The sequence below is a fragment of the Ralstonia mojiangensis genome (assembly GCF_023955645.1).
In the GTDB taxonomy this organism is placed as follows: domain Bacteria; phylum Pseudomonadota; class Gammaproteobacteria; order Burkholderiales; family Burkholderiaceae; genus Ralstonia; species Ralstonia mojiangensis.
Genome location: NZ_JAMXHU010000002.1, coordinates 960830 through 985876, shown reverse-complemented (window position 1 = coordinate 985876; position 25047 = coordinate 960830). Strand labels below are relative to the sequence as shown.

The 25047-nt window shown below is 62.6% G+C and carries 22 protein-coding genes and 2 pseudogenes; 9 read left to right on the top strand and 15 right to left on the bottom strand.

Going from position 1 to position 25047, the window contains the following annotated elements:
• The first annotated feature begins 48 nt into the window (after nucleotides 1-48).
• Nucleotides 49-1515 carry an MFS transporter gene (locus tag NG898_RS11370; RefSeq protein ID WP_252692382.1) on the top strand — a complete coding sequence of 489 codons (1467 nt, stop codon included), beginning with the start codon at nucleotides 49-51 and terminating at the stop codon, nucleotides 1513-1515.
• A 7-nt stretch (nucleotides 1516-1522) separates the two neighbouring features.
• On the opposite strand, the gene NG898_RS11365 is transcribed toward NG898_RS11370, so the two are convergent.
• Nucleotides 1523-2122 (bottom strand): undecaprenyl-diphosphatase, encoded by a 600-nt coding sequence (locus NG898_RS11365; RefSeq protein WP_252692381.1) that lies wholly within the window; start codon nucleotides 2120-2122, stop codon nucleotides 1523-1525.
• 246 nt (nucleotides 2123-2368) lie between these two features.
• Here NG898_RS11365 and NG898_RS11360 point away from each other — a divergent pair, with 246 nt between their 5' ends.
• Together NG898_RS11360 and NG898_RS11355 are read left to right on the top strand one after the other, a co-directional pair.
• Nucleotides 2369-3736: a sensor domain-containing diguanylate cyclase gene (locus NG898_RS11360; RefSeq protein ID WP_252692380.1), complete on the top strand. Its 1368-nt coding sequence runs from the start codon at nucleotides 2369-2371 to the stop codon at nucleotides 3734-3736.
• A 25-nt stretch (nucleotides 3737-3761) separates the two neighbouring features.
• Nucleotides 3762-4670, top strand: coding sequence for a dienelactone hydrolase family protein (locus NG898_RS11355; RefSeq protein ID WP_252692379.1), 909 nt, complete (start codon nucleotides 3762-3764; stop codon nucleotides 4668-4670).
• A gap of 328 nt (nucleotides 4671-4998) precedes the next feature.
• Here NG898_RS11355 and NG898_RS11350 read toward each other — a convergent pair whose 3' ends face one another.
• Nucleotides 4999-5916, bottom strand: coding sequence for a LysR family transcriptional regulator (locus tag NG898_RS11350; RefSeq protein WP_252692378.1), 918 nt, complete (start codon nucleotides 5914-5916; stop codon nucleotides 4999-5001).
• Nucleotides 5917-6093: 177 nt separating this feature from the next.
• Here NG898_RS11350 and NG898_RS11345 point away from each other — a divergent pair, with 177 nt between their 5' ends.
• Nucleotides 6094-6843 carry an SDR family oxidoreductase gene (locus NG898_RS11345; protein ID WP_102065086.1) on the top strand — a complete coding sequence of 250 codons (750 nt, stop codon included), beginning with the start codon at nucleotides 6094-6096 and terminating at the stop codon, nucleotides 6841-6843.
• Between the two features lie 247 nt (nucleotides 6844-7090).
• Nucleotides 7091-8236: a PAS domain-containing sensor histidine kinase gene (locus tag NG898_RS11340; RefSeq protein WP_252692377.1), complete on the top strand. Its 1146-nt coding sequence runs from the start codon at nucleotides 7091-7093 to the stop codon at nucleotides 8234-8236.
• Between the two features lie 490 nt (nucleotides 8237-8726).
• Here NG898_RS11340 and NG898_RS11335 read toward each other — a convergent pair whose 3' ends face one another.
• From NG898_RS11335 to NG898_RS11325, 3 genes and pseudogenes are all read right to left on the bottom strand, one after another.
• Nucleotides 8727-10097, bottom strand: coding sequence for an APC family permease (locus tag NG898_RS11335; RefSeq protein ID WP_252692376.1), 1371 nt, complete (start codon nucleotides 10095-10097; stop codon nucleotides 8727-8729).
• Nucleotides 10098-10304: 207 nt separating this feature from the next.
• The gene (lspA, locus tag NG898_RS11330) at nucleotides 10305-10814 is read right to left on the bottom strand and encodes a signal peptidase II (protein WP_252692375.1); all 510 of its coding nucleotides are present in this window, start codon (nucleotides 10812-10814) and stop codon (nucleotides 10305-10307) included.
• A gap of 75 nt (nucleotides 10815-10889) precedes the next feature.
• Nucleotides 10890-11180: pseudogene (locus tag NG898_RS11325) on the bottom strand (nuclear transport factor 2-like protein); the annotation flags it as partial.
• 4 nt (nucleotides 11181-11184) lie between these two features.
• On the opposite strand from NG898_RS11325, the pseudogene NG898_RS11320 reads away from it, so the two are divergent.
• Nucleotides 11185-11313: pseudogene (locus tag NG898_RS11320) on the top strand (LysR substrate-binding domain-containing protein); the annotation flags it as partial.
• A gap of 452 nt (nucleotides 11314-11765) precedes the next feature.
• Here NG898_RS11320 and NG898_RS11315 read toward each other — a convergent pair.
• Together NG898_RS11315 and NG898_RS11310 are read right to left on the bottom strand one after the other, a co-directional pair.
• Complete coding sequence (locus NG898_RS11315; RefSeq protein ID WP_252692374.1) at nucleotides 11766-12191, bottom strand: GlcG/HbpS family heme-binding protein; 426 nt, start codon at nucleotides 12189-12191, stop codon at nucleotides 11766-11768.
• A gap of 30 nt (nucleotides 12192-12221) precedes the next feature.
• Nucleotides 12222-13235: a zinc-binding alcohol dehydrogenase family protein gene (locus NG898_RS11310; RefSeq protein WP_252692373.1), complete on the bottom strand. Its 1014-nt coding sequence runs from the start codon at nucleotides 13233-13235 to the stop codon at nucleotides 12222-12224.
• Between the two features lie 97 nt (nucleotides 13236-13332).
• Between NG898_RS11310 and NG898_RS11305 the strand changes: the two genes are divergently transcribed.
• From NG898_RS11305 to NG898_RS11295, 3 genes are all read left to right on the top strand, one after another.
• Nucleotides 13333-14262 carry a LysR family transcriptional regulator gene (locus NG898_RS11305; protein ID WP_252692512.1) on the top strand — a complete coding sequence of 310 codons (930 nt, stop codon included), beginning with the start codon at nucleotides 13333-13335 and terminating at the stop codon, nucleotides 14260-14262.
• Nucleotides 14263-14527: 265 nt separating this feature from the next.
• Complete coding sequence (locus tag NG898_RS11300; RefSeq protein WP_252692372.1) at nucleotides 14528-15868, top strand: cytochrome C; 1341 nt, start codon at nucleotides 14528-14530, stop codon at nucleotides 15866-15868.
• A gap of 38 nt (nucleotides 15869-15906) precedes the next feature.
• Nucleotides 15907-16527: a c-type cytochrome gene (locus NG898_RS11295; protein WP_252692371.1), complete on the top strand. Its 621-nt coding sequence runs from the start codon at nucleotides 15907-15909 to the stop codon at nucleotides 16525-16527.
• 21 nt (nucleotides 16528-16548) lie between these two features.
• On the opposite strand, the gene NG898_RS11290 is transcribed toward NG898_RS11295, so the two are convergent.
• The 8 genes from NG898_RS11290 to zwf form a co-directional block, all read right to left on the bottom strand.
• Complete coding sequence (locus tag NG898_RS11290; protein ID WP_252692370.1) at nucleotides 16549-16851, bottom strand: hypothetical protein; 303 nt, start codon at nucleotides 16849-16851, stop codon at nucleotides 16549-16551.
• Between the two features lie 263 nt (nucleotides 16852-17114).
• The gene (locus tag NG898_RS11285; protein WP_252692369.1) at nucleotides 17115-17858 is read right to left on the bottom strand and encodes an alpha/beta fold hydrolase; all 744 of its coding nucleotides are present in this window, start codon (nucleotides 17856-17858) and stop codon (nucleotides 17115-17117) included.
• Between the two features lie 108 nt (nucleotides 17859-17966).
• Complete coding sequence (locus NG898_RS11280) at nucleotides 17967-18932, bottom strand: dienelactone hydrolase family protein (protein WP_252692368.1); 966 nt, start codon at nucleotides 18930-18932, stop codon at nucleotides 17967-17969.
• Between the two features lie 268 nt (nucleotides 18933-19200).
• Nucleotides 19201-20061 (bottom strand): transglutaminase-like domain-containing protein, encoded by an 861-nt coding sequence (locus tag NG898_RS11275; protein WP_252692367.1) that lies wholly within the window; start codon nucleotides 20059-20061, stop codon nucleotides 19201-19203.
• A 99-nt stretch (nucleotides 20062-20160) separates the two neighbouring features.
• Nucleotides 20161-20445 carry a hypothetical protein gene (locus NG898_RS11270; protein ID WP_092976610.1) on the bottom strand — a complete coding sequence of 95 codons (285 nt, stop codon included), beginning with the start codon at nucleotides 20443-20445 and terminating at the stop codon, nucleotides 20161-20163.
• A 540-nt stretch (nucleotides 20446-20985) separates the two neighbouring features.
• Nucleotides 20986-22017, bottom strand: a complete 1032-nt coding sequence (locus NG898_RS11265; RefSeq protein WP_252692366.1) for an aldose epimerase family protein — start codon at nucleotides 22015-22017, stop codon at nucleotides 20986-20988.
• A gap of 169 nt (nucleotides 22018-22186) precedes the next feature.
• On the bottom strand, nucleotides 22187-23236 hold the full coding sequence (locus tag NG898_RS11260) for a porin (protein ID WP_252692365.1): 1050 nt from the start codon (nucleotides 23234-23236) through the stop codon (nucleotides 22187-22189).
• Nucleotides 23237-23578: 342 nt separating this feature from the next.
• Complete coding sequence (gene zwf / locus NG898_RS11255; RefSeq protein WP_252692511.1) at nucleotides 23579-25042, bottom strand: glucose-6-phosphate dehydrogenase; 1464 nt, start codon at nucleotides 25040-25042, stop codon at nucleotides 23579-23581.
• Nucleotides 25043-25047 lie beyond the last annotated feature (5 nt).

Below are 25047 nucleotides of genomic sequence, written 5' to 3'. Positions count from 1 at the left end.
TGCTCTCTAGTATACGTACGACCGTATATTAATAAACCGAGATCCCCCATGTCAACGGAATCCCTTTCTGCCGCTGGCGTTGCCTCGCCAGCCAAACGGCACTGGCCGGCGCTGGCGGCACTGCTGACCGGCAACTTCGTCACCATTCTCGACCTGTTCATCGTCAATGTGGCGATCCCGGACATCCGTGCCGGTCTGCACACCAGTTTTGCCGAAATCCAGCTCGTAATGGTCGGCTACAGCGCGGCGTATGCGGTGTTCCTGCTCAACGGCGCCCGCCTGGGCGACCTGTTCGGGCGCAAGCGCATGTTTCTGGCGGGCATGGCGCTGTTCACGCTCGCCTCTGCGCTGTGCGGGCTGGCAACCACGCCATGGATGCTGATTGCCATGCGCGTCGGCCAGGGCCTGGGCGCGGCCATCCTGATGCCGCAGGTGATGGCCTCGCTGCGCGTGCTGTTTGACGGCGATGCGCGGCGGCGCGCGTTCGGCACCATGGGCGCGGTGCAAGGCGTGGCGGCGTCGGTCTCGCAGATCATCGGCGGCTGGCTGATTGCGCATCCGCTGGCGGCCGACGTGTCGGGCTGGCGCGCGGTGTTTTTGGTGAATGTGCCGATCGGCATTGTTGCGCTCTTGGCGGCGCGGGCCTTCGTCGCGGAATCGCGAGCGCCGGTGGCGGCACGGCTGGACGTGCATGGCGCCGTGGCCGGCGCGGTGGCGCTGGCGATGCTGCTGGTGCCCATCATGCAGGGCCGCGAATCCGGCTGGCCGTGGTGGTCGTGGGCGGTGCCGCTGGCCTCGCTGCTGGTGTTCCGCCACTTTGTGCGCGTGGAGCAGACGCTGTCGGCAGCGGGCCGCGTCCCCATCATCGAGATGGCGCTGTTCCGCAACCGCAGCTTTGTGCTGGGCGTGCTGGCGATCTTCCTGTTCTACACCGCCATCAGTTCGTACTTCCTGGCGCTGACGATCCTGCTGCAGTTCGGGCGCGGCTTGTCGGCATTGGCAGCGGGGTTGGTGTTTACGCCGGCGGCCATCGCGTTCTTTACCGGCTCGCTCACAGCGCCCCGCCTGGCTGAACGCATCGGGCAGCGCGCCCTGCTGCTCGGCGTGGCGATCTTTGCTGTGGGCATGGTCATCCTGGCCGGAATAGCACAACTGGGCGCCGGCACCGCCTGGCTGATCCTGCCTCTGATGCTCAACGGCTTCGGGCAAGGCATGGTGATTCCGCTGTCGCTCAACACCATCCTGAGCGGCGTGGAAACGGCGCAGGCCGGCATGGGCGCCGGCACCGTCACGACCATGCAGGCCGTTGGCAACGCGGTGGGCGTAACGGTGGTTGGCGTGCTGCTGTTCTCGCTGCTCGGCCAGGTGGATGGGGCGGATGGCGCGGTGGCGATGGACACCGCCACGCACGCCGCGCACTACGGCCACGCGTTTGCACTGGCAACGCTCTACAACGTGGGCGCGACGATACTGTCTTTCGTGCTGTTCTGGCGCGCGTGGCGCCGTCACGCTTGAGCGGGGCTTACTTGCGCACCCAGCCGCGCCGCACGCACGGTGCCAGCACCACACCATGCAATGCCAGCCCCAAGCGGTGCAGCGGCTCCGACAGCGTATGCGCCACGCGCCCGCTGCACAGCCAGGCGCTCAAGGCCGACACAGCCGCCGCACCCAGCATGTCGAACGGATAGTGCACCCCCAGGTAGATGCGTGCCCACGCCATCGGCACGCCCAATAGCGCCAGCAACACACCCACGCGCCGCAGGCGTGCGTTCCACATCAGGCTGAACGCCACGGTCCACAGCGCGGTGAGGTGGTCGCTGGGGAACGACGAATCCGGCGCGTGCGGCAGCAGATTGGTCCCCAGGTCAATCGCAAACGGCCTCGGGTGATACCAGGCGAGGCCGAAACCAACGTTGATCGACAACGCCAGCGCTGCAGCCACGCCGGTCTGCAGTGCCTGGCGTCGCGTGGTCGGCTCGCCCCAGAGCCAAGCGGCCACGAGCGTCAATGGCACCAGCCAGATCGCGTATTCGGCGAAGGCCATCGCCAGCCAGACGGTCGTGGCTGAAGCGTCGGCCGGCGCGTTGATCCAAAGAAACAGCGTGTGATTGAGTGATTCCATAACAGCGTCGGCCCAACGGCCCGAGTGATTCCGCAACGGCGTGAGACCCGGCCCACACTACGGAAGGTTCCCTTCAATTCCCTTGGAATGGGCCTGTGGACAAGCCTAGGCCGCCCGACTTAGGCCAGCCGTAGCGATCTCCCCCGATCCTTGCCTAGGCTTTTCCCGCCGCCAGACGCTGCCTATGATGTAGGCACACCGGCACGCAAGCAGGTCGGATACACAATCTCGAACCCCGGGGGGTGGATGGAAAGTTTCCTGATCCAGCGAACCACACGCCAGCAAGCGATGATTGCCGGCGCGATTGCGCTGTTGATCCTGTTGACCCTGGCCGTGGCCGCACCACGTGCGGGCCTGCAATGGCCGGCGATCAACCCGTTCATGCCGATGTGCGCCTTGACGGTATTCACTACCGCCAGCATTGCCGCGTTTTTGCTGGGCGCTCAGTTCATCGTGACGCGGCAGCCGATGCTGGGCGCGCTGGGCGGTGCCTATGCCTTTACCGCCCTGGCGGTGGCGCTGCAGTTGCTGATGTTCCCCGGCGTGTTCTCGCCCACGGGGCTGTTTGGCGCCCGCCCCACCAGTGCAGCATGGATGTGGGTGTTCTGGCATGGCGGTTTTCCGCTGTTCGTGATCCTGGCGGTGCTCATGCGCGATCGGCTCTCGCGCGATGCCGTTGCTGACGGGCGCGTCGGCCTGTGGGCCTGGCTGCTGATCGGCGGGCCGGTGCTGGTGGGTGTGCTGCTATGCAGCTTTGCAGTGCTGACCAACTTGCCGCCGCCGCTGCACGCCGGCAATGGCGACAACCCCGTGGCGGTCGTCCTGTGGGCCATCAACGCCATTGCCGTGCTCGCCGTGGTGGCCAGCGGCCGCCTGCGTGCGGTGCTCGACGTATGGCTGGCCGTTGCCGCGCTGGCCTGCCTGACCGACACCACCCTCAACCTGCTGAGCACCGACCGCTTTACCGTGGGCTGGTACGTCGCGCGGCTGTTCAGCATGTTCGCGCCTGGGGTGCTGGTCTGCGTGCTGGTGTGGGAGGTGACCGCGCTGTACCGGCGGCTGTTCGAGGCGCATCTCTCGCTGCGGCAGGCGTCCATGCGTGATGCGCTGACCGGCTTGTACAACCGCACCTACTTCAACGAGCAGATCGACAGCCAGATCAACGCTGCGCAGGGCAACGGGCAGCCGTTTTCGCTGGTGATGGTCGATGTCGACCACTTCAAGCGCTACAACGATGCGTTCGGCCACCTCAAGGGCGACGCATGCCTGGCAGCCGTGGCCCATGCACTGGCCGGCGTAGTGCGCCGACCGGCAGATTTCATCGCTCGCTACGGCGGCGAGGAATTCGTCGTCGTTCTGCCCGAAACCGATGCGAACGAAGCGCAAGCCCTCGCCGAGCGCGCGCGCGAAGCCGTGCTGCGTCTGCGCATCGAAGCCGCTGCGCCGTCGCGCTACGTGACCGTCAGCGCCGGTTGCGCCACGTCAGCGCCGGGTAACAGCGTCCTCTCCATCGACACGCTGGTCGAGACTGCCGACGCCGCGCTCTACCGTGCCAAGGCGGCCGGCCGCAATCTGGTAATGAGCGCACACCCTCTGCCGGCCGCGCTCACGTAACGCACGTCAAACGAACGGGGCTGCCATGACATTCATCCATCGTTGCACCCTTGCCATTGCACTGGCCCTGCCGCTGCTGACCCACGCGCAAGTCGACACCCAAACGCTGCGCGCCGCCGCCTCGCGCGCGCCGGATCTGACCTTTCCCGACAAGGTGAGCGAACTCGGCATGCTCACCTCACCGTCCATGGCGCTCTACAAACCCGCTGGCGATGGCCCCTTCCCGGCGCTCGTGCTGCAGCATCAGTGCAGCGGCCTGGGCCATGGCCAGCGGCAGAACCAAGCCATGCTCGAATGGGCGCGCCGCGCGGTGCGTCACGGCTATGTGGCATTGCTGATCGACAGCCTTGGCCCACGCGGCGTTGAATCGGTGTGCATGGGCCCGCAAGGCGGCGTGACGCCCATGCGCGGCGTGCGCGATGCGCTGCAGGCCGCCGCGTATCTCGGTCAATTCGATTTCGTCGACAAGGCCCGCATTGCGCACGCCGGCTATTCCTGGGGCGCGATGATGGGCCTAGGGCTAAGCAGCAAGCACTGGGCCGAAGCGTTGGGAGACGGCACGCGCTTCGCTGCCGCCGTTGCGTTCTACCCTGTGTGCTCGGGGCTCAAGCTGCGCAACGGCACCCCGCTCGACATCCTCAATCCCGACATCGACCGCCCGCTGCTCGTGCTGATGGGCGAAGCCGACACCGAAGGCCCCGCCGCCGATTGCGTCTCCAGGTTGCAGGCCGCCAAGGATGCCGGTGCGCCGGTGCAGTGGTACGTCTATCCCGACACCACGCACTGCTGGGACTGCCGGCACCTGAACAACTTCAGCAAGACCGACGTGCGTGGCCATCAGGTCGTCTATCACTACAGCCCGCAGGCCACGGAAGACTCAGAGCGCCGCATGTTCGAGTTTCTTGATCAGGCGCTGCAGATCAAGCGCCCTTGAGCGTTTGGCTCACCCGTCTTTGCTGTCTTCTTTATTTCTTTTGTATATAAAAATAGTAGTAGTAGATAACGGTGGATTGTTTCTGTGGATAGCTGCAGAAAACCCTTTCGCGTCAACTGGTTGCGAAATGCACAACCCATCGGACAGCGTGTGCCGTGGCGTGGATGACTCCTGCAGAGTGCGCCCCACCCTCTCAGCAGACACCAAAGTTATTCCCCTGCTGTGGACAACCTGACCCCGGACAGCCAACACAGTTGTCCCTGAAGTTCTTCACGTGTTTATCCACATATCCACATGTCCACAGCGACAATGGCGACCATGCGCCGGATTACCGCTTCGGTGCCCGCTCAAGACGCGCCGGGAACGCCTCCACCAGCCAGTCAATGAACACTCGCAGCCGATGCGTGACATGGCGCGTCTGCGGATAGACGACGTGAAACGGATAAGGCGCCGGCCGCCATGGCTTCAGGATTTCCACCAGCGCGCCGTCGTTGATCGGCGCTTGCGCCGCATAGCCGAAGGTCTGCACGATGCCCAGGCCCGCAAGGCAGGCGGCCAGATGCGCATTGCTCTCATTCACGCCGATGCGATGCTCGACTTTGATCTCAGTCTTTTCGCCGTCGCGCTCGAAGCGGAATGGAACCGACCGCCCCGACTGGCTGAACACGTAGCTCACGAGCCGGTGGCCATTCTTGAGTTCATCGGGGTAAGCCGGCGTGCCGTACTGCTTGAGGTATCCCGGGGTGGCGCAGGTAAGCAGCGGCGCATCGCCCAGTTGGCGTGCGACCAGGGACGAGTTGTCCAGCGGGCCACCGCGAATCACGCAGTCGACGTTGTCCGCAATCAGATCCACCGAGCGGTCTGATACGCCCAGGTCGATCCTGATCTCGGGATAGCGCGCCACGAATTCCGGCAGCAAAGGAATCAGCACGTCGCGCGCCGTCGAGCCGCCGACATCGATGCGCAACGACCCGCGCGGCCGTCCGCGTGCGAGGCTGAATGACGCATCGATGTCTTCCAGGTCGTGCAGGATGCGCGTGCTCTTGGCGTAGTAATCCTCGCCTTCCGGCGTCACCGTCACGCGCCGTGTCGTCCGCTGCAGCAGGCGCACACCCAGATGGGCCTCCAGTTCCTGCACCTGCTTGCTGACCGTGGCAATGGGCATGTCGAGCGAATCGGCCGCGCGCGTGAAGTTGCCGGCCTCCACCACGCGCGCAAAGGAACGCATTGCCAGGAGTTGGTCCATTCGAATGTCCGCGCAAATTATCCACAACTGTGGATAGTAATTCTATTTGCAGCCCTTTTTCGAAAAGTTTCCGAGCTCTACATTGCCTCCATGCCCAACGCGACGGGGCCACGCAGAGCAAGGCTCCCCGCCGCGAGGTCATTCATCCAAACCTGAAATCACGACATGGAGCACATCATGAGCAAGCAACTGGAAGGCAAGATCGCCCTCGTCACGGGTGGTAGCAGCGGCATCGGCCTTGGCGCTGCCAAGGAACTCGCAGCCCAAGGCGCGCGCGTGTTTATCACCGGCCGCCGTCAGGCGGAACTCGATGCCGCCGTCGCAGAGATCGGCGCTGGTGCCACCGCACTGCGGGCCGATGCGTCGGTGCTGTCCGACCTCGACGCCGTCTATGCCCAGATCGCCAAGATGGCCGGCAAGCTCGACATCCTGTTTGCCAATGCTGGCGGCGGCGACATGATGCCGCTGGGTGCCATCACCGAAGAGCATTTCGACCGGATTTTCGGCACCAACGTGCGCGGCGTGCTGTTCACGGTGCAGAAGGCGCTGCCACTGCTGACCGACGGCGCATCGATCATCCTCACATCGTCCACGGTTTCCGTTCAAGGCACGGCCAACTTCAGCGTCTACAGCGCCAGCAAGGCGGCGGTGCGCAACTTCGCCCGCTCGTGGGTGATGGATCTGAAGGATCGCGGTATCCGCGTGAATGTGGTGAGCCCCGGCCCGATTCGCACGCCCGGCCTTGGCGGCCTCGCATCGGATGAAACGCGCCAGGGCCTGTTCGACTTCCTCGCCGCTCAGGTGCCGCTGGGCCGCCTGGGGGAGCCGGCCGAAGTGGGCAAGGCCGTCGCGTTTCTTGCCTCGGATGCGGCAAGCTTTATCAATGGCATCGAGCTGTTTGTTGATGGCGGGATGGCTCAGGTTTGAGCGTCGGTAGCCGGAAACGGCGACCAACCTCCGGCTGCCTGCGTGCAAGTTGCCAAGCGGATGCTGAACAGCATGCAATGCTTGCGGGGCAGCCAATCCTTGGCCAGGCAATTCTGGTGCCTCATCGCAGGGGCCGTGCCTGCTTTGATTGCTGTCGCTGGGCAGCATATTCTTATGCAGATGCACGGGAAGCGACTTCCAACAGGTTTGCCTTGGGCGCTCGAACCCGTTGCGATGAGGGCTTGGTATGGATACCAACGCAGGCAGATTGCGAAGACCGGGAAGCGATGCGGCAATCGCTCACGTGCCCGTGGAGGAGCGTTATCGCACCTTGGTGGACGCGATACAGGACTATGCAATCTTCCTGCTGGATCCAACAGGTCACATTGCCAGTTGGAATGCCGGTGCCGAACGCATCAAGGGCTATCGCGCCGATGAAGTCATCGGCCAGCACTTCTCGGTCTTCTATCCTGCTGAGGCAATTGCGCAGAACTATCCAAGCGAAGAGCTCAAGCGTGCCGCCGCGCTTGGCCGCTGGGAAGACGAGGGATGGCGCATACGCAAAGACGGCTCGCGTTTCTGGGCTAACGTGGTGATTACTGCTCTGCGGGATGAAGACGGCGACCTGATCGGCTTTGCCAAAGTCACTCGAGATCTGACCGAGCGTGAGCGACTCAAGCAGCTTGAGTATGCGAGCGAGCTGGCAGCCCGCGTCGAGGCCACTCGCGAAGAAGAAAAGAAGCGCATTGCACGCGAGCTTCATGATGACCTCGGCCAGCAATTGACTGCGCTGAAGATGACCATCACCGGCCTGATTGCCGATGAAGGCAGCACGCCAGAAGCCCAGGCATATACACGCGAAAGGACACGGTCGATGAGCCATGCCATTGACCATGCGCTGGCGTCGGTCCGTCGTCTTGCCGCCGGCCTGCGGCCGACCATGCTCGACGACCTGGGGCTGCTCCCCGCACTCGACTGGCTCGTCACAGATTTCGGACAACATACCGGGCTGCGGGTCGCGCTGAACTGCAACACGCATACGGTGGCGTTCAACGACACCGCCTCCACTGCGCTGTTCCGGATCGTGCAAGAAGGCCTCACCAATGTTGCCCGGCATGCGGCTTCGGCAACGGAAGTGGTGATCGATCTCCGATGCGATCGCTCGAATTGCGAGCTGACGATTCACAACGATGGAGCCGTCGTCACGCGCTCCGCCGAACCGTCAGGCGGGCGGCCGCCGCCATCAGGGATCGCTGGCATTCGTGACCGCGTGCGCCGCCTGGGAGGGACTTTCGCAGCCGGGCCGCTTCCACAAGGCGGGTACCGCATCCAACTTTCGGTTCCGCGAAAAGCGATTGAACTGGTTGAAATGGATTTGCCACCTGGTCAGTAAGGCGCTTCCACCTGCCAAATAGAAAGCCCGCCGGCTACGGGCGCGGCTTCCCCGGGAGCGCAATTCGGACGCCGTCGCGTGACAAGAGACCCTCCCGCTCGAGTTGCGCCAGGGTGCGAGGAACGCATGTGGGCTCGCATCAAGTGGGGCATCGCCGAAACGTAAATGAGCGACCGTCGTTCGACAAGGCCGAAGAACAGCAACGGATTCGGAGATACGAACCCCATGGGCAGTGCGACGCAGAATGCCCGCGTCGCCCGCATAGCGTGCAATAGCCGTCCATGACAATGACCTTTATCGAGAGCCGGGTGCCAACAAGCCAAGTATTGGCGGGGCGCCCGACACTCGCTATCAGAGGACGCCAATTGTCTTGTCCGGGCGTGCCCTTGTTTCTGTAGGTCAATACGCAGGCGCTGTCAGTGCAGGCTGACAGCATTCGATGCGCCCGATTGTCGTGCCGGTCGAGTTGCGGCCCCCTCGCAGGGGCGGCTCAGGTTGAGGGGGCCAACCAGATCTTTTTGCGGTTCAGCAGCAGCGGAATGATGCCGATGGCGATGCCGCCCATCCCCACGACATTGGTGACCCAGTCGAAGGTCGGGATGCTGTAGAGCGCGATGAAGAAAAGGAAGAGCCCGCTTGCTACCGGCCAGATGACATGCGTGATGGCAACCCACGGCCCTTGCGTCAGCACCTTGCGGTAATACCAGCCGCAGGCAAGCCCAGTGAGTCCCAGGTAAAAGCAAATCTGGAAGCCGATGGCGGTAATTGAATCCTGCAGGATGACGTTGATCGTCGGCAGATAAGACGACACGAACAGCAGTACGAGTCCGGTAATCCAGATGAAGAAGATGGCGATGTGGGGCGTGCGCCAAACCGGGTGCAGCCGCGCATAGCGCGCGTGGAGTGCGCCGTCGCGGCTTTTGGCAAACAGCGTGCGTGTGAACTGCAGCATCTGGGTTTCGACCGTTCCCACCGTGCTCAGCAATACTGCGACGATCGCAACGTAGCCCCAGGTCGGGCCAAACAACTTCTCCGCAATGGCGAAAATGATGTTCGTGTTGTAGTGCTGGATCTCGGCATCGGACAGGCCAAGCTGCGTAATGACGATGAAGATGAGGAAGAACGCCATCAAGAACACCATCGACCAGAACGCGGCCCGACCGGGGGTGTGGTTTGCGTCACGCGTCTCTTCGCTGAGGTTCATCGTCACGTCCCAGCCGTAAAAGAAGAAGATCGCCACCAACGCGCCGTTGGCGAACATCTTGGGCGTGAACGCGAAAGGCCAGAACCACACCCACGAGAACGGATGCGCTGGCGTATGCGGGAACACGATGAAACTCGCGACGATGATCACGAGCAGGATGATGCCCTCGACGATCGTCATCAGCACCTGCACGTAACTGGTGAGCTTGATGCCCTTGACTACCACCGCGCTGACAATTGTGAGCCATGCCGCAGCGATCAGCGTCACGTAGTGCACGTTGTTCATCATGGGCCGATCAAAGATGAGCAGCGTGGCATTTGCCGCCGGAATCATGGCAGACACCATGAACACACAGCACAGCACCAACAGCGCCCAGCCGGCAAGGAAGCCGAGCGCACGCCCGAATACCATGCTCACCCACGAATATGAGGTGCCGGCGCTCGCCAAGGCCCGGTTCATGTTGATGAACGCATACGCGATGCCAAACATGATGAGCCCACACACCAGAATGCTCGCCGGCGACTGCGTGCCAGCCGTCCCGATGATGGTGGAAGTCGTGATCTCGATGCTGTAGGCCGGCGCGGTGCCGGCAATGCCCATGATTACCGATTCGACGACGCCCAGGGAATCTGCATTGAGCTTGGCGGGTTGGTCCATGGGCGCGCGACTCCGGGTCGACATTGAGCAATAGACCGATTTTTACCCTGTGCCAGATGTGCGGGCAATAGGGGCCTCTCTGGACCGGTCTATGTCTTTGGCGGGGGCCGGACGCTCGGTGCTCCAAGCCCTCAACGCCGTTGATCGTCAGTAGCACGGCAGGTTCGCAGGCAGCAAAACAGCTGGCCCGCCGGGGGCCTGCATTCTTCAGGCCGTCGAGGCCCCTGGCAGAGTCGGCCCGCGCTTTACACCACGGAAGAGAATGAGCGCCACGCCGAGCATGATGCCAATGTCAGCGACGTTGAATACACCCGTGCGCAACTGCCCGATGCCGATGTTCAGAAAATCAAAAACCCGGCCATCGTAGACACAACGATCGAACAGGTTGCTGAGCCCTCCACCCAGAATGCAAGCTGCCGCAATGACTTCGGTGCGGCCGAGCCTGGGTGAACGCAGCAGCCACACGAACAGGCCAATCAGAATTGCCAGAACGCCATAGATGAAAACGATATTGCGAGTCGCATCGGACATTCCCGCCCCGAGGCTTAGGAATGCGCCGTGGTTATAGGTGGGTAGAACGAGAAGGCTTCCTGAAAGCAATGACACGACTTCGCCGGGCGTCAATATTTGCTTGAATATGGCCTTCGTCGCCTGGTCGATGATGATCCAGGCGAGCGCGCCAAGCAGCGCAGTGGCAACTCTTTGTTTCGTCGTCATTAGAGAGGTCATCTGTAGGCGGGCCCCCATTCTAGTCAGAGTGGGGTGCCGCGCGCTCCGAACGACTTAGATGGGCTACGCGTATTTGTCGCCCACCGTACTGCGAATCGGATGGGTGTCGTAGACGATGATCTTCTGCTCGATGAGCCCGTTGTCGTCAAATTCAAAAACATCGACGCACTCAAAGCGCACCGCCGTTCCGTCTTTGAGCCCCCAGTCATGGATGAAGTAACCGGTCGCACGTTGGGCGCCCATCGTGCTGACGCAGATGTCGATTGGCGTGATTTTGCTTTCACCAGTTGCCGCATCGGCCTTCGCAAAGAACGGCGCGGGGTGCATCCCCCGAAACGGCGAGAAGATCTGCGCAGAAATGGCCGCATCGCTTAGATCGCCGGCCGATCTTGCTCATGTGGCATTGCTCCATCCCGGACAGAGCCATGTGGAGTGGCAATGCTGGCTGAAAAGCGTTGGGGCGCCGCACATTGACGCAGACCGTGGACTCGCCCAGCCCAAGATTCGCGCCCTCGCTGACGACTTGTCCCGGCTTGCGCAGGAAGACTGATTGTTGTCGAGGAAAGCAGCCCGGTACTGCGACGAGCCGTTGCTGCTGCATCGGCATGCCGTCTGACAAAAAAAAGGCCCCGGCCGGGACGGGTGGCCGAGGCGAGCTAGGACTGCATGGACGACTAGGGAGAGGGAGGAGCCTCCCCTTAAGTTTCCAGGGGCGGAGTCTATGGAAGGGGCCCTGCCGAGGCAATTCAACAATTCTCAGCGGCAACGCGCCCCTTGCCGGCCTGCTCAACGCACTTGCCGGCGTGCCTGCAACGCGTGCAGCGCTGCATCAAGCCAGCGAAGAACTGAAGGCGCGGTTGAAGTCACCAGCTGGGCGGGATGTCACCGCCCATGCCTCATTGCAAACGCCGAGGAACAGCGCATAGGCGCGCTCACAGCTCAAGACAGAAGCCCTGCGTTGCGCAATGCTTCCTCGGCCGCCTCGTGGTCCTGGGCAGAGCTGCCCCCGGAGATGCCAATGCCGCCCACCAGACGCCCTTCGTAAAAGATCGGCACGCCGCCGCCCACCGGCATCAGGCGCGGGTGGTGCGCCAGCGGGGCAACGGCGGGCTCGGCCATGTACTGGTTCCATTGATGCGTGGCCAGGCCGAACGAGGCTGCCGTCCACGCCTTGTTGATGGCGACGTCAGCGGTCAGGAAAGGCGCGGCGTCTGCACGCTCGAACGCGCGCAGGTGCCCTCCTGCATCGGTAATGGCGATGGTCGCGGCAAACCCGCGTGCGGCACTGGCCCGACGCGCCTGCGCCAGCAAGGCTTGCGCGGCTTCCAGGCTGATCGTTGCCGTTGGGACGATGGGGGATGTCATGCTCATGCTCCTTGTCTGAAGTCAGAACGTTCAGCCGTTCGCGACAACGACTTTGCCGATCATGTTTCCGGCTTCGACGAGCGCATGCGCCTTGATCAAGCTCGCAGCGTTGATGCCATCGATGCGATGCGTCAGGGTGTGCTTGATGTCGCCGCGATCGACCAGTTCCGCCACACGGCGCAGCAACGCATGTTGTCGGGCGATGGTGGCGGTGGTGAACATGGCACGGGTGAACATCAGTTCCCAGTGAATCGAAATGGATTTCCCCTTGAACGGGCCGATGTCCAGATCCACCGGATCGTCGATGAGGGCGAATTGCCCCTCGGGGCGCAGCACAGCGGCGATCTGCGGCACGTGAGCGGCGCTCTGGTTCAGCCCGGCCACATGCGTGACGTGATCAAAGCCAAGCGCTGCCAATTGCGGCGCCCACGGTTGACGGTGATCGATGACGTGGTGCGCACCATGCGCCAGCACCCATTCACGGGTTTCCGGCCGCGAAGCCGTGCCGATCACGGTCATCCCCGTCAGCGCGCGCGCCAGTTGGGTCAGGATGGAGCCGACGCCGCCCGCCGCCCCCGTCACCAGCAGCACGTTGTTCTCGGTGGGGTCGGCCGCCTGGACGCGCAGACGATCAAACAGCAATTCCCACGCGGTGATGGCTGTCAGCGGCAGCGATGCGGCTTGCGCAAAATCCAGCGATGCCGGCATGGGGCCGACGATGCGTTCGTCCACCGCATGCAGTTCACTGTTGGTGCCAGGCCGCGTGATGTCGCCGGCATACCAGACACGGTCACCCGGCTTGAAGCGCGTGGCCAGCGGGCCGGCCGCGCGGACGATGCCCGCTGCGTCCCAGCCGGCAATGCGCGCTTGGCCCTCCGGGATGTCTCCGCCCCGCCGGATCTTGGTATCGACCGGGTTGACGGACACCGCTTTGACTTCCACCAGCAGGTCGTGGTCGCGCAGTTCAGGCGTCGGCAGCTCAATGTCTTGCAGCGCCTGCGGATGGCTGATGGGGTGGTTCTGATAGAAACCGATGGCTTTCATGCACGTTCTCCAAAGAGTGAATGAGGGCCATGCTATCTTTCAGCGATATGCGGATAAACGGGCCGCGCGCACAAACACTTTCGGCATTTCAATGAAAATCATCCGCCTGGATGACGTGCAAATCTTCGTGCACACGGCCGACGCCGGCAGCTTCTCAGAGGCGGCGCGCCAACTGAACATCGCGCCTGCGCAAGCAAGCGCTTCTGTACAGCGGCTGGAAAAGGCGCTGGACGCCCGTCTGTTCACGCGTTCCACGCGCAGCATGCAGTTGTCAGAGGCTGGAGAGCGCTACCTGCCGCATGCGCGCGTCATGCTGGGTGCGCGGGAGCAAGGCGAACAGGCGCTGGCCGGTGGCCGGGAAGCACTCTCCGGCCCGCTGCGGCTGTCTGCTCCGTCTGATTTCGGGAGAAACCTGCTCCTGCCGTGGCTCGACGATTTTCAGCACCAGCACCCTGGTTTATCGGTGCACCTGAAATTGAGCGACCGGGCGGCCGATCTCATCCGCCAGCCGCTGGACTTTGCCGTGCGCTATGGGGCGCTGCCGGATTCATCCTTGCTGGCCATCAAACTGCTCGACACCAATCGGCGTGCGTTGTGCGCAGCGCCCTCGTACATCGAACAGCACGGCGCACCGGCCAAGGTGGATGACCTGCGACGACACAACTGCCTTCGGTATATCTGGAGCGAGCAAGTCCATGAACGCTGGCGCTTTACCCTGCCCGGCGGCGAGCGCACCGTGGCAGTCACAGGAAATCGCGTGAGCGACGATGCCGATGCCGTGCGCCGCTGGGCCATCGCAGGCGAAGGCCTGCTCTATAAATCGCGCTTGGACCTCATCAACGATTTAAAGGCCGGGCGATTGGTCGAGATCTTTCCGCAGGAATATGGCGAGCCCGCGCCGCTGCATTTGATTTGCGCCCACCGCGCGCAACTGACCCCCGCCATCAAAGCGCTAAGTGCCTTCCTGCGCGAACGCTGTATGGCCCTGCTCGCCAGCTACTCGCCGCAAGGTTCGCCATCCGAGTAACGCGGCGGCAACCGACTCTGGCGGCATCCTCTTCGACCCGATCGACCTGATCGACTGGCCTGCCGATCGCCCCTCTTTGAGCGCGCAAACGTACAACCGTTGCGCCGCCTCTCTCTGCAGGCACGCCCGTGCCTTGTGGCACTCGAAATAAGTTGATCCGTATCAGGCGAATGCCGCCAGAAGGTTTGACAGCTGCGGCCATCGCGCCTTTCATGGTTATGCGTGCTGGTGAAAAAACCGAAAAGAACATTGGGGGAGGCACACCATGCGACGTCTCATTACTGCGCTCCGTGCGCTCACGGGGCTGCTGATCGGTGCGCTTTTAGCGTGGTCGGGACAAGCCAGTGCGGTACCGGCTTTCGCCCGTCAAACCGGCATGGCATGCATGGCGTGCCATGTCAGTTTTCCTGAACTGACACCCTTCGGCCGCTTCTTCAAGATGACCGGCTATACGCTGGCCAACAACAAGACGATTCCGCTCTCGGGCATGGTGCAGATTTCGCGCACCAACACGCGCACGATCGATCAGGACAACTTCGACTTCGTGCGCAACGGAGACACGGTGCCGCAGCAGGTGAGCCTCTTCTATGCGGGGCGCATTGCGGGGCCCGTGGGTGCCTTCGCGCAGTGGACATACGACGGGGTTGCCCACCACAGCGCGCTGGACAACACCGATATTCGCGCTGCATGGCACCTCACGCGTGAGGACGTCGAGTTCATCTACGGCGTCACGGTCAACAACAACCCGACGGTGTCTGACGTTTGGAACAGCACGCCGGCCTTCGGGTATCCCTATGCGGCTCCCAGTATCGGCGTGCCCCCACTAGCCGGCACCCTGGTCGACGGTGCCTTGGCACAGCAGGTGGTAGGCGCCAGTGCATACGTATTCTGGCAACGCCATATCTACGCAGAACTGGGCGCCTATCGGACTGCCGATCAGGCCTTCTCGGTGTTCCGTGCCGGGCAGGACACCGCAACTCCGGGCGGCGTTGCGCGCTTGAGCGGCGCGAACCCGTACTGGCGCGTTGCATACAACCAGGAGTGGGGCTCGCATTCGGTCATGTTTGGCACGTTCGGGTTGCTGGCCAACCGGTATCCCGACAACACCATGCCGGGCACGCCAACCGATCGCTTCAAAGACTATGCGCTCGACGCGCAGTACCAGTACTTGACCATGACCCATGCGTTCACCGCACAGACGGCATGGATCCACGAGCAACAGAACTGGCGGGCGAGCTTCCCGAGTGGTGGCATCGGCGCGGGCCCCACTCCGGCCAACCCAACCGATCATCTCGATACCTTCAAAGCCAAAGCGTCGTACTACTACCAGCGCAAATACGGTGGCTCGGTCGCGTACTTTTCAACAACCGGCAACGCAGACCCCGGCCTGTACGCCGCAGCGCCTGTGACGGGCAGTGCCAACGGGCGACCAGACACACAAGGCTTGATCCTGGAACTGGACTACTTGCCGCATCCGCAGGTCAGGCTCGCGTTGCAGTACACGTGGTTCCTGAAGTTCAACGGCGCCCGTACCAATTACGACGGCAACGGCAGAAACGCCGCCGACAACAACACGATTTACCTGCTGGGCTGGTTCATGTTCTAACCGCAGGTCACGCGCGAAGATGCGAGGGGGATAAGGCCATGAATGGATTCCATCAGCCCAGACGGATCTGGCTTGCCGCGCTGGCAGCGTTGGCGATGATCGGCTGGTCGAACATGGCGGGTGCGCAAGATGGCGAGAAGCTTGCCGCGCAGCTGTGTTCTTCGTGCCATGGGGTGCACGGCAAGAGCGAAGCACCGATGTTTCCGCGCCTGGACGCACAGGTGCCGCAGTACCTGGAAGCGCAGCTCAAAGGCTTCCGCACCCGTGGTCGGGGTGAGACCGATGCGCAGGCCTTTATGTGGGGTATTGCGTCGCAGCTGGATGACGCAACCATTGCGTCGCTGGCCGAATACTATGCGCGGCAGACAGCACCTGCCGGGCCTGCAGGCGACCCGGCACTGATGGCGCGCGGCAAAGAGATTTTCGAGCACGGCCTTCCTGCGGAAGGCGTACCAGCATGCGCGTCGTGCCACGGGGCGCAAGCGCAGGGCAACGGAACCTTCCCGAGGCTGGCGGGCCAGCATGACGCCTATCTCTTACGGCAGATTGCGGTGTTCAAGAACGGCACGCGCGCCAACGCTCCCGTGATGAGTGCCGTTGCCCACACGCTGTCGGACGACCAGGCGAAAGCGGTTGCTGCGTTTTTGCAAGCTCAGTAGCGGGGTGCAGAACCAGTCGGCCTAGGTACTCAGCGGCTGGTTCCGCGCCTGCAGCGAAATCTCGCTGGCCACGATCCGCTCAAGCTCCGGCCAGGTCACAGGCAACCGTACAAACACACTGTTATTGTTGTCCGACGAGACGCACAGCTTGATGTGGCTGACGTGGTTGTTCACCCCGCACCCAACACGAAGGATGCGTGTGGTCGCCGACGGGTGCCACACCACATTGCCGAGGAAGTATGTGCGAGCGCTGCCCCGCTCCACTGGGTCGGTGACCAAATCGAACGTGCTGCTCAAGAATGTGTGAAGCTCGTCGACAGTCATGTCTGAACGTAGCCCCAGCGGTTCGCCAGCATCCTTCCATCCCCTGCCGTGGTTTGCTTCTTTTTTTAAGCGTACCGAGAACGTGCGTTTTTGGCCGGAAGCCGTCAGATGGGTGCTAAGGAGCTTCGTTCAGCAACGCAGGCAATGGCGAAACTGGCCAACGCCGCAGAATCCTCGCGGGCGTAGGGCTTCCCGCCTGTTCACGGCGCAACATCGCGTCGACGCTGCGCTGGGTGTACCTCAGTTTCTAATCCGCCAACGCTCTAGTGCTGCGCGTCTTTCGCGGCACGATCGATCAGATTGGCCACCACGGCGGGGTGTGAGACCAACGACATATGGCTCGATTTCACTGTCGTCACGCGGGCGCCGATCTGTTGGGCCAACGTGCGCTGCACTGGCGTCTTGAGCGCATGGTCGTCTTCGGTCACGAGGTACCACGTTGGCTTGTCGTGCCAAGCCGCATGAGAGACTTTGCCCGCAAAGGCAGATGCGGAAATAGGAACCTGCGTAGCAGCAAGAATGCGCGCACGGGGCTCGGGCACATCGCCTGCCATGACGTCGCGATAGGCTGCCGGGTGGTCGAGCCAGATGAAGCCGTCATTGTCGGGCTTCAGGCCATCCATGGGCGCCTTCAGGCGCGTCAGCAGATCGGACACGGATTCTCCGCTGTCCGGTACCAGCGCAGAGAGGTAGACGATGCCTTTGACGTTGTCTGCGTTCCCCGCTTCAGTCACCACGGCACCGGCATACGAGTGCCCCACCAGAATGACGTCTCCCGACTGCCGGGCAAGAACGCGGCGGGTGGCAGAAACGTCGTCCGCCAGAGAGGTGAGCGGGTTCTGAACAGCGGTCACGTGATAGCCCTTGCGCTGCAGTGCTGCGATGACCTCAGACCAACTGGATCCGTCAGCAAACGCACCATGTACCAGGACAACGTTCTTGATCGGGTGCTGCACTTCCTTTGCCTCGCTGGTTGCGGTGAATAGACTGGCCGTCAGTCCGAACATGATGACTGCAGCTTTCAGCCATCGCAAAGCGGCCTTGGAGCGTGGGGATGCCTTCATAGACGGGTCTCGCACGGTGGATGCCGAAAAACGTGATGCAGATGCCTGAATCTACTGCCGTGAGAAGAGCGTGTTCAGATACGCACGAACTTCACGGATGGCCGCTTCACGTGCCTGGGCGTTGGCTCCGACATGCGGGCCCAATTGAACGCATGCATCCTTGAAGGTGAACTCGGATTGCGTGGCGAGGTTGATCAATATTCCCTTCTCGTCTTCGGCGATCTCGCACGCCCGCACGGTTTGCGAGCCCTTGGCGACGGTGGGTGCCATGTCGAACGGCAGATCGAATGCATGATGCGCATCGGGGTACACCGTCATGGCGACGTCGTTACCGGCCTTGCGCAGGCGCTCCACATAAGCCGCGCATTTTTGGGGCGGGTCGTAATCGTCCGCAGCGCCATGGAACTCCCGGATGGGGGCATCGACGTCGGTGTCGTCGCGATAGCGCGTCATGCAGTCGGGATAAAACGGAATGTATGCCTGGAAGCGCGCACCGCTGGTATTCCACTGCCGGTGCAGCCGGCGCATCGCCGCATACAGCGTGGCCTGCCCGCCTCGCGAAAAGCCCATCAGCACGATCCTTTTGGAATCGATTCTCGGATGCTGCGCCAGCACGGAAAGCGCACCATATGCGTCGATGATGAGATTCAGCCGACCCAGTTGGCTTTGGTCACGACTTGTCGAAACAATGCCTCGCCCCGTGAAGCCGTCGATGGCGAAGGTGGCGATGCCCATGGCATTGAATATGCGCTCCCACATTTCAATGTTGGGGCCAATGCCGCTGGAACCATGAATGAGCACCACCGCCGGCTGGCGGCCACTCGCCTCGGCCAGGCGTAGCACGCCGCCCACCATCACAGGCTTTCCATCTTTGCTGCCGGTCAACACCTGAGTGTCCGACAGCGTGAACGATGGAACCGCATGGACTTCAACATGCGCTGCAATATCACCACTTTGCGCGCGCGATGTGGTGGCCCAGCAGCACAGGGCAAGGGCGCAAACAGTCAACCACTTCATTGCCTATCCTCCTGCAGCCTTTGGTTTTGAGCGTACCGCGCGAAATCTGATCTCGCGCCAACGACTCGAATCATGCTCTGAAGTCGCCTTCTCAGGGAGTCCAGACGCCGATCCCACCGTGCGCAGTGAACCGTAGCGTCAGAGCTATGCCCGGTCCTGCCTGCATCGGCATTTCTGCCCGTTACGGGACTGCGTGAATCTGTTTTTGTTGGCTGTAGTCAGGACGGGCACGCTCGGCTCGGTTTAGCCGGGGGGCAGCGCAAGTGCCTTACCAGGTGCAGATTGCCTGGTCCGTCGCCATTGGCATATCGGCCTTCGGCTCAGCGCTTGTGAGCGCTTGAACCTCGACGCGGGGGCGGGTCGGCTCAACATCGCCAAAGATCATTGCGATGGGTACTTCAGTGGCGTCACGCCCGGTACCAATCCGCAGGAGCCCCATGGGCATCGATCCGTTTGATGGATCGAGCAGATTCCACTGGTTGCCCAGGTACACCTCTACGAATGCATGGAAGTCATTGGGGCCGAGAGCAGGGTCGGCTCCGTAGTTGACGCTCGTCGCGAAACGGGCCGGGATGCTTAGCGCGCGACACAACGCGATCATCAGATGGGCGTAGTCCCGGCATACGCCATGCCGATCCACCAATGTGCCCACCGCAGAGGTTTGCTCGCTCGTCGATAGCGGGATGAACTGCACATACCGGCAGACCCAATCCCGAATCGCAAGGACAAGCGCATACCCGCGCTGATATCCGCCAAACTCCCGGCGCGCAAATGCCATGAGGCGGTCGGATTCGCAATAGCGGCTGGGCGCCAGGAAGGGAATAACGTCCAGTGGCAAATCCGCAATACGCACCTCAAACAGGGACTGCGGTGGCGTGAGCAAGTGGCGCATATCAACGGTGGCCACATAGTTGATGGCGAGACGGCCTCGCGGTGCTTGTACCCGTAGATGACGATTCAGTAAGGTCGGTTCCGTCTGAAGCGTGGTCGGAATCGCGGGGGTCAGTTGCAGCGATTCAGCAACGATTGTCTGCCGCGCGGTCTGCGCCGCGTGAAAATTGAAGATGAAGTCTGCGGCCTGATCGCGAATCTCATAAGCCAGGCAGATTGAGTACTGCATTCGAACCATTCGAACTCCTGACGCCCGGCATGGCTGGGTCGCTTGCGTAGACGGTGGCCCTTGAGAGCGCCACCGGACAGACCTTCGGATTTGACCTCATCGAACGGTCTACTCGCCGACCATCGATTGGCCCGGCACAAGCCCATCGATGATGTCCTCTGCACCCTGCGTGGCCGCGCGCTTGGCAGCGCCGACGTTGTCCCATGGCTCGCCTCTTAGACGAAAGACGCGGGAGCGCTCATCGTCCATCGTCTCGCCTTCAAGGCAGATGACGACCGAGACGCTGTACGCGCGGTCGGGGCGTTTCTCGTGCCACTCGCGTGGTGGGTTGAACGGGTAAATCAGGGGGTAAATCGCGAACCCTTTGTAGAAGGATGTCGGGTAGGTATCCATGGTGGATCTCCCATTGGAAAAGCGAGCGGGCCGGGCTACGCCCTTGGTGCTCTGATGGCAAGGCGAGAATGCCCGGGGGCGGGTGAAGTGCGAGCCGCGCTGGAAAAACGACTCGGAGGGGCAGCTTGGGAGGCTGGATCGAGGTGGAACGTCCGCGACGCGTCGATCAAAGGCGAGGCAAATTTCTCTTGTGCCGGGGCCGACGACGCGCCCCGCTGATATCCGTACCTCACTCTACTCCGATATCGGGATCGTGGGCCCCGGTATTTCTTGACGCGCTGCGCGTCACATTGCGCGCGGGGATGCTGCGGGTTGCCAAGTCAGCAATGCAAGTCGTTCATCCGCCCGCGCGTTGAACGAGTTGGCCGGGCGCGGTCATCGGCCCCGGACCCCGGCAAAATCAGTAAGGGGCTCTAATCGCTTAGTCGTGTAGCCGCATGCCATGGGAGCTTCGAAGACGATCCTATATGTGGTCGCTGCACATTCAATTGCGCCAGTGATGGCACTGAGGGGAATACAAATATAGCGTTGGTTTCCGGCTCAATGGCCGTCGAGCACTTCAAACCGATAGGCGATCTCGGTCGGCCGCTGCGCGCTGATCGACAGCGCGGTCGGCACGCCACGCGCGTTGATCGGATTCGGCGCGAGCGATGCTACACAGCCAAGCTCGAATGCACTTGCAACCGGTTCGACTCCGACGCACAGGTTACGTCCATTCCACGGCGCATATGTACGGCCACGATTGCTGATCCAGAGCAACAGAGATGGCAGCTTGTCGGCGTCCCAGCTGAGGCGATACGCGGTAGCAGCAACATCGTCCGTGAGTGTGACGGCACCGCCGATCCCGCACAGCTGCACGATTTCTTCGGTCGGGGCGCCAAGCGGCAGGCGGTCGAACGCACCAGTGCCGCCAGTGGACAGCGGCACGCTATCAAGCGCGTCGAAGGTCGCGCCTGCCGCAGCGCGCGACACACCGCGTTCGGGGCCACCCGGATGAACCATACCGAAGCGAAATGCAGCCGGCTCGATCCTGAATGCACCGGTCAACGCGGGCAGCGCGAGGTTCGGATGCAGGCCCATGGGGCGGCGAGCGTCGACGCGCGCGTCGATTCGCAGCACGATATCGAGCGCGGGGCGCTGCGGATCGGCGCGGATGATGCGCGTCAGCCGCGCGATCGGCGAGCGGTCCGGGTAGTCGAGCGCGATCTCGATCTCATGCGCGGTCTGCCGCACGAGAGCCCATTCGCCGACGCAGCCGTAGCCATGCTGAAGGTCATCGCTTGCGTCGAGCGCGGCGTCCTGCGCGGCAACAGGTGTTGCGACCGCCTCGCGCCAGCCGGCCGGCAAGCCGTCGGGCGAGTATGGCACCCCAAACGGCACGCACGGGAACTCGTTGCGCATCACCCCGAGCAGGCCAGGCGGCTGCGGCTCGGGCTCGCCGAGCCAGGGTGCTTCGTAGAACGGCCGGATGACGCGCCCGCCAGCCGTGAATGCAACGCCGCCGAGCATGCCGCCCTTCGCGTGCACATCGAACGCGCCGTGCGTCCATTCAAGATGCCAGACTGTTTCCATGGTCGATTTGCAGAATCGTTCTTGTAATTCAAAAATTAGCGCGTCTGTTTTGCATCTGCTGCCGCCAAACGCACCCATGCAAGCACATCACGCGACAAAGGCACATTGAAGGAATCCGGAGCCAGCCTGGACCCGGCCAACCCCGTCATCCCGACCATCGCGACACAGATCAGAACCAGTGCATGATCCCGGTGTACACGCCTTGCTGGCTGGAGCCCGGAGTCGGCTTGCCACCGCCCGCCTCCACCGAGAACGACGCATTACTGCCGTTGATCACGGTGCCGATGGTGCCGTACAGCAGCGTCCGCTTCGAGAAGTAGTAATTGACGCCCGCTGTCAGCAAGGTGCCATTGCCGGCGCCTTGGTTGCGATTGGCCCGGTACGCGCCGCCAATCAGCGTCACAGCCGGGCTGATCTGGTAGTTGGCACCGAGCCAGTAGGTCTGCTGCCGCGTCGCGCCGTTCGGGTTGTCCGCATCCGCCACGGTTTGGCTACCAGAGCGCATGATGCTGTAGCCGCCAAAGAGCTTGAGATCGCCAATCTGGTACGTGCCGCCCGTCGTGAACAGGCGGGATGCCGTGTACAGACCGGTGAACTCTCCGTTGGCATCACGAATTTCTTCGTAGAACGCCTTGAGCATCAACGGGCCGCTCTGGTAAGCCACCGCACCAGCCAGTTGCCGGCCAGCGTTGAAGTGCCCGGCCGTGCCGTTCAGGCCGGCCTGCCCGCGGAACGAGAAACCACCCCAGGTCGGCGAGTTGTAGGTGATCGCACTGGTGCGCGAGCCCCAGGTGCGGTTGGCCTGCAGGGTCGCTGCGCTCATGTTTTGCAGACCCATCGGATCGATCGACCACGTTTCGCCATCAGGAATGCCCATGGCCCGGCCCAGCAACAACGTGCCATAAGTCGTGCTCGACAGCCCCACGGCAGCGTAGCGATTGAAGAGCGCGTCCGATCTGCCCGTGCCCGAGTTGAAGCCGTTCTCAAGATTCATCACAGCACTCAGCCCGCCGCCCAGATCTTCGGAGCCCTTCAGGCCCCATATGCTGGTCCCCCATTGATTGCCACCGTATTGCAGGTTGCCGGCGGTGCCGTTCGGCGTCGCGATCTTGTTCGTATAGTCGATGCCACCACCTACGCGGCCATAGAGCGTAACGCTGCTCTGCGCAGCTGCCAGGCCACTGGCGCCTGCCAGCAGTGCCGCGATGGCAGCACGCATGACCCGCTTTCTATCGCCAGTTCGCAGGGTTCCATTCGTCGTACGCATTGACTCCATCTCCTCGAATAAGCAGGTAAGCCGCCTGCCTTGCGGTAGCGACGCATCGTCGCTCAATCTTGTTAGTGCGCCGCTCGAACGGCAGCGCAGTCAAAAAACGGGCGCGACTTCGCCCACCGTGCGGTGCATTGCTGCATCGCGCGGACTGCGCAATAGAACGTCCTTTGTTAAGCCCTAGATCGACACGCGCTCGACACGGAACCGGAACGCCCGCTCAGATCGCACCGCGTTCGAGTCGGCCATGCGTGGGGTATCAGACCGCATGTGGTCAGATGCAAAGTCGAGTTAGCTCTCCTCTTCAACCCAGCACACACCAGCGCGGGCAAGCAGTGCGCTGGCCGGCGGTGGCCCCCACGTGCCGGCCGCATAGGGCTTTGGCGCGGTCTTCACGTCGAGGATCGGAGCAACCCAGCGCCACGCAGCCTCCTGCTCGTCGCGCCGTACGAACAACGCCAGCCGGCCGGCAATCACGTCGAGCAGCAGCCGCTGATACGCCTCCATGCGGTCCTGCTGGAAGAAGCGGTCGAACGCAAGATCGAGGTGGACGCCCTGCAGCGTCATCCCGAGCCCCGGTTGTTTCGCGAGCGTGTGGAGTCGGATCGTTTCGTCAGGCTGCAGCCGGATCGTCAGACGATTCGCGCCAAGACGCAGCGCCGCGGGCCCGAGGGCGGAATGCGGGACCGGGCGGAACGTGACCACAATCTCGGCCATGCGCTCGGCGAGCCGCTTGCCGGTACGCAGAAAGAACGGCACACCGGCCCAGCGCCAGTTGTCGACTTCGGCCTTCAATGCGATGAACGTCTCGGTCGTGCTGTCGGGTCGGATGCCCGGTTCATCCTGATAACCGGGCACCGCCGTGCCGCGGATAGCGCCCGCGCGATACTGGCCCCGCACGACGCACTGATGCAGCGCGCCTTCCGACAGTGGCTTCAGTGCGCACAGCACGCGCAGTTTTTCGTCACGTACGGCATCCGCCTCCATCGATTGCGGCGGCTCCATCGCGACGATCGCGAGCAACTGCAATAGATGGTTCTGGATCATGTCGCGCAGTGCGCCGGTCTGATCGTAGAACGCTCCGCGGCCACCGACGCCTAGTTCTTCCGACACCGTGATCTGAATGTTGTCGATCCATTCGCGGCGCCACAGCGGCTCGAACATCACGTTGCCGAAGCGCAGCGCAAACAGGTTCTGCACGGCTTCTTTTCCGAGATAGTGATCGATCCGGTAGATCTGCTCTTCGGTAAAGATCGAGCCGACTGCATCGTTGATCGCGGCCGACGATGCGAAGTCGTAGCCGAGCGGCTTCTCCAGCACCACGCGCGACGACGGCGTCACGAGGCCGATTTGCGCGAGCGCGCGGCAGATCGGCACGAACAGGGACGGCCCGGTTGCGAGATAGAAAATGCGCCCGCCTGGCATGCGCTCCAGCACGTCGCTCAGGCGCGAGAACGCGTCTGGCTGACTCGCGTCGAGTTCAACGTAAGTGAGCCGCTCGATGAACCCCTGCCACGCAGCTTCGTCGCCGGGGACGACTTTCACGTGCGCCCTGACCGATTCGTTGACCCAGCGCAGATAGCCGGCCTGATCATGCGGATTCTGTGCAACTGCAACGATCCGCCCTTGGGGTGCGAGCAGCCCATCGCGGTGCGCGGCGTATAGCGCCGGCAGGATCTTGCGCATCGCGAGATCTCCGGTACCGCCAAAGAGCACGAATGCGAATGAGTCGAGCGAAGTTGAGCGGGCGGGCATCGTGT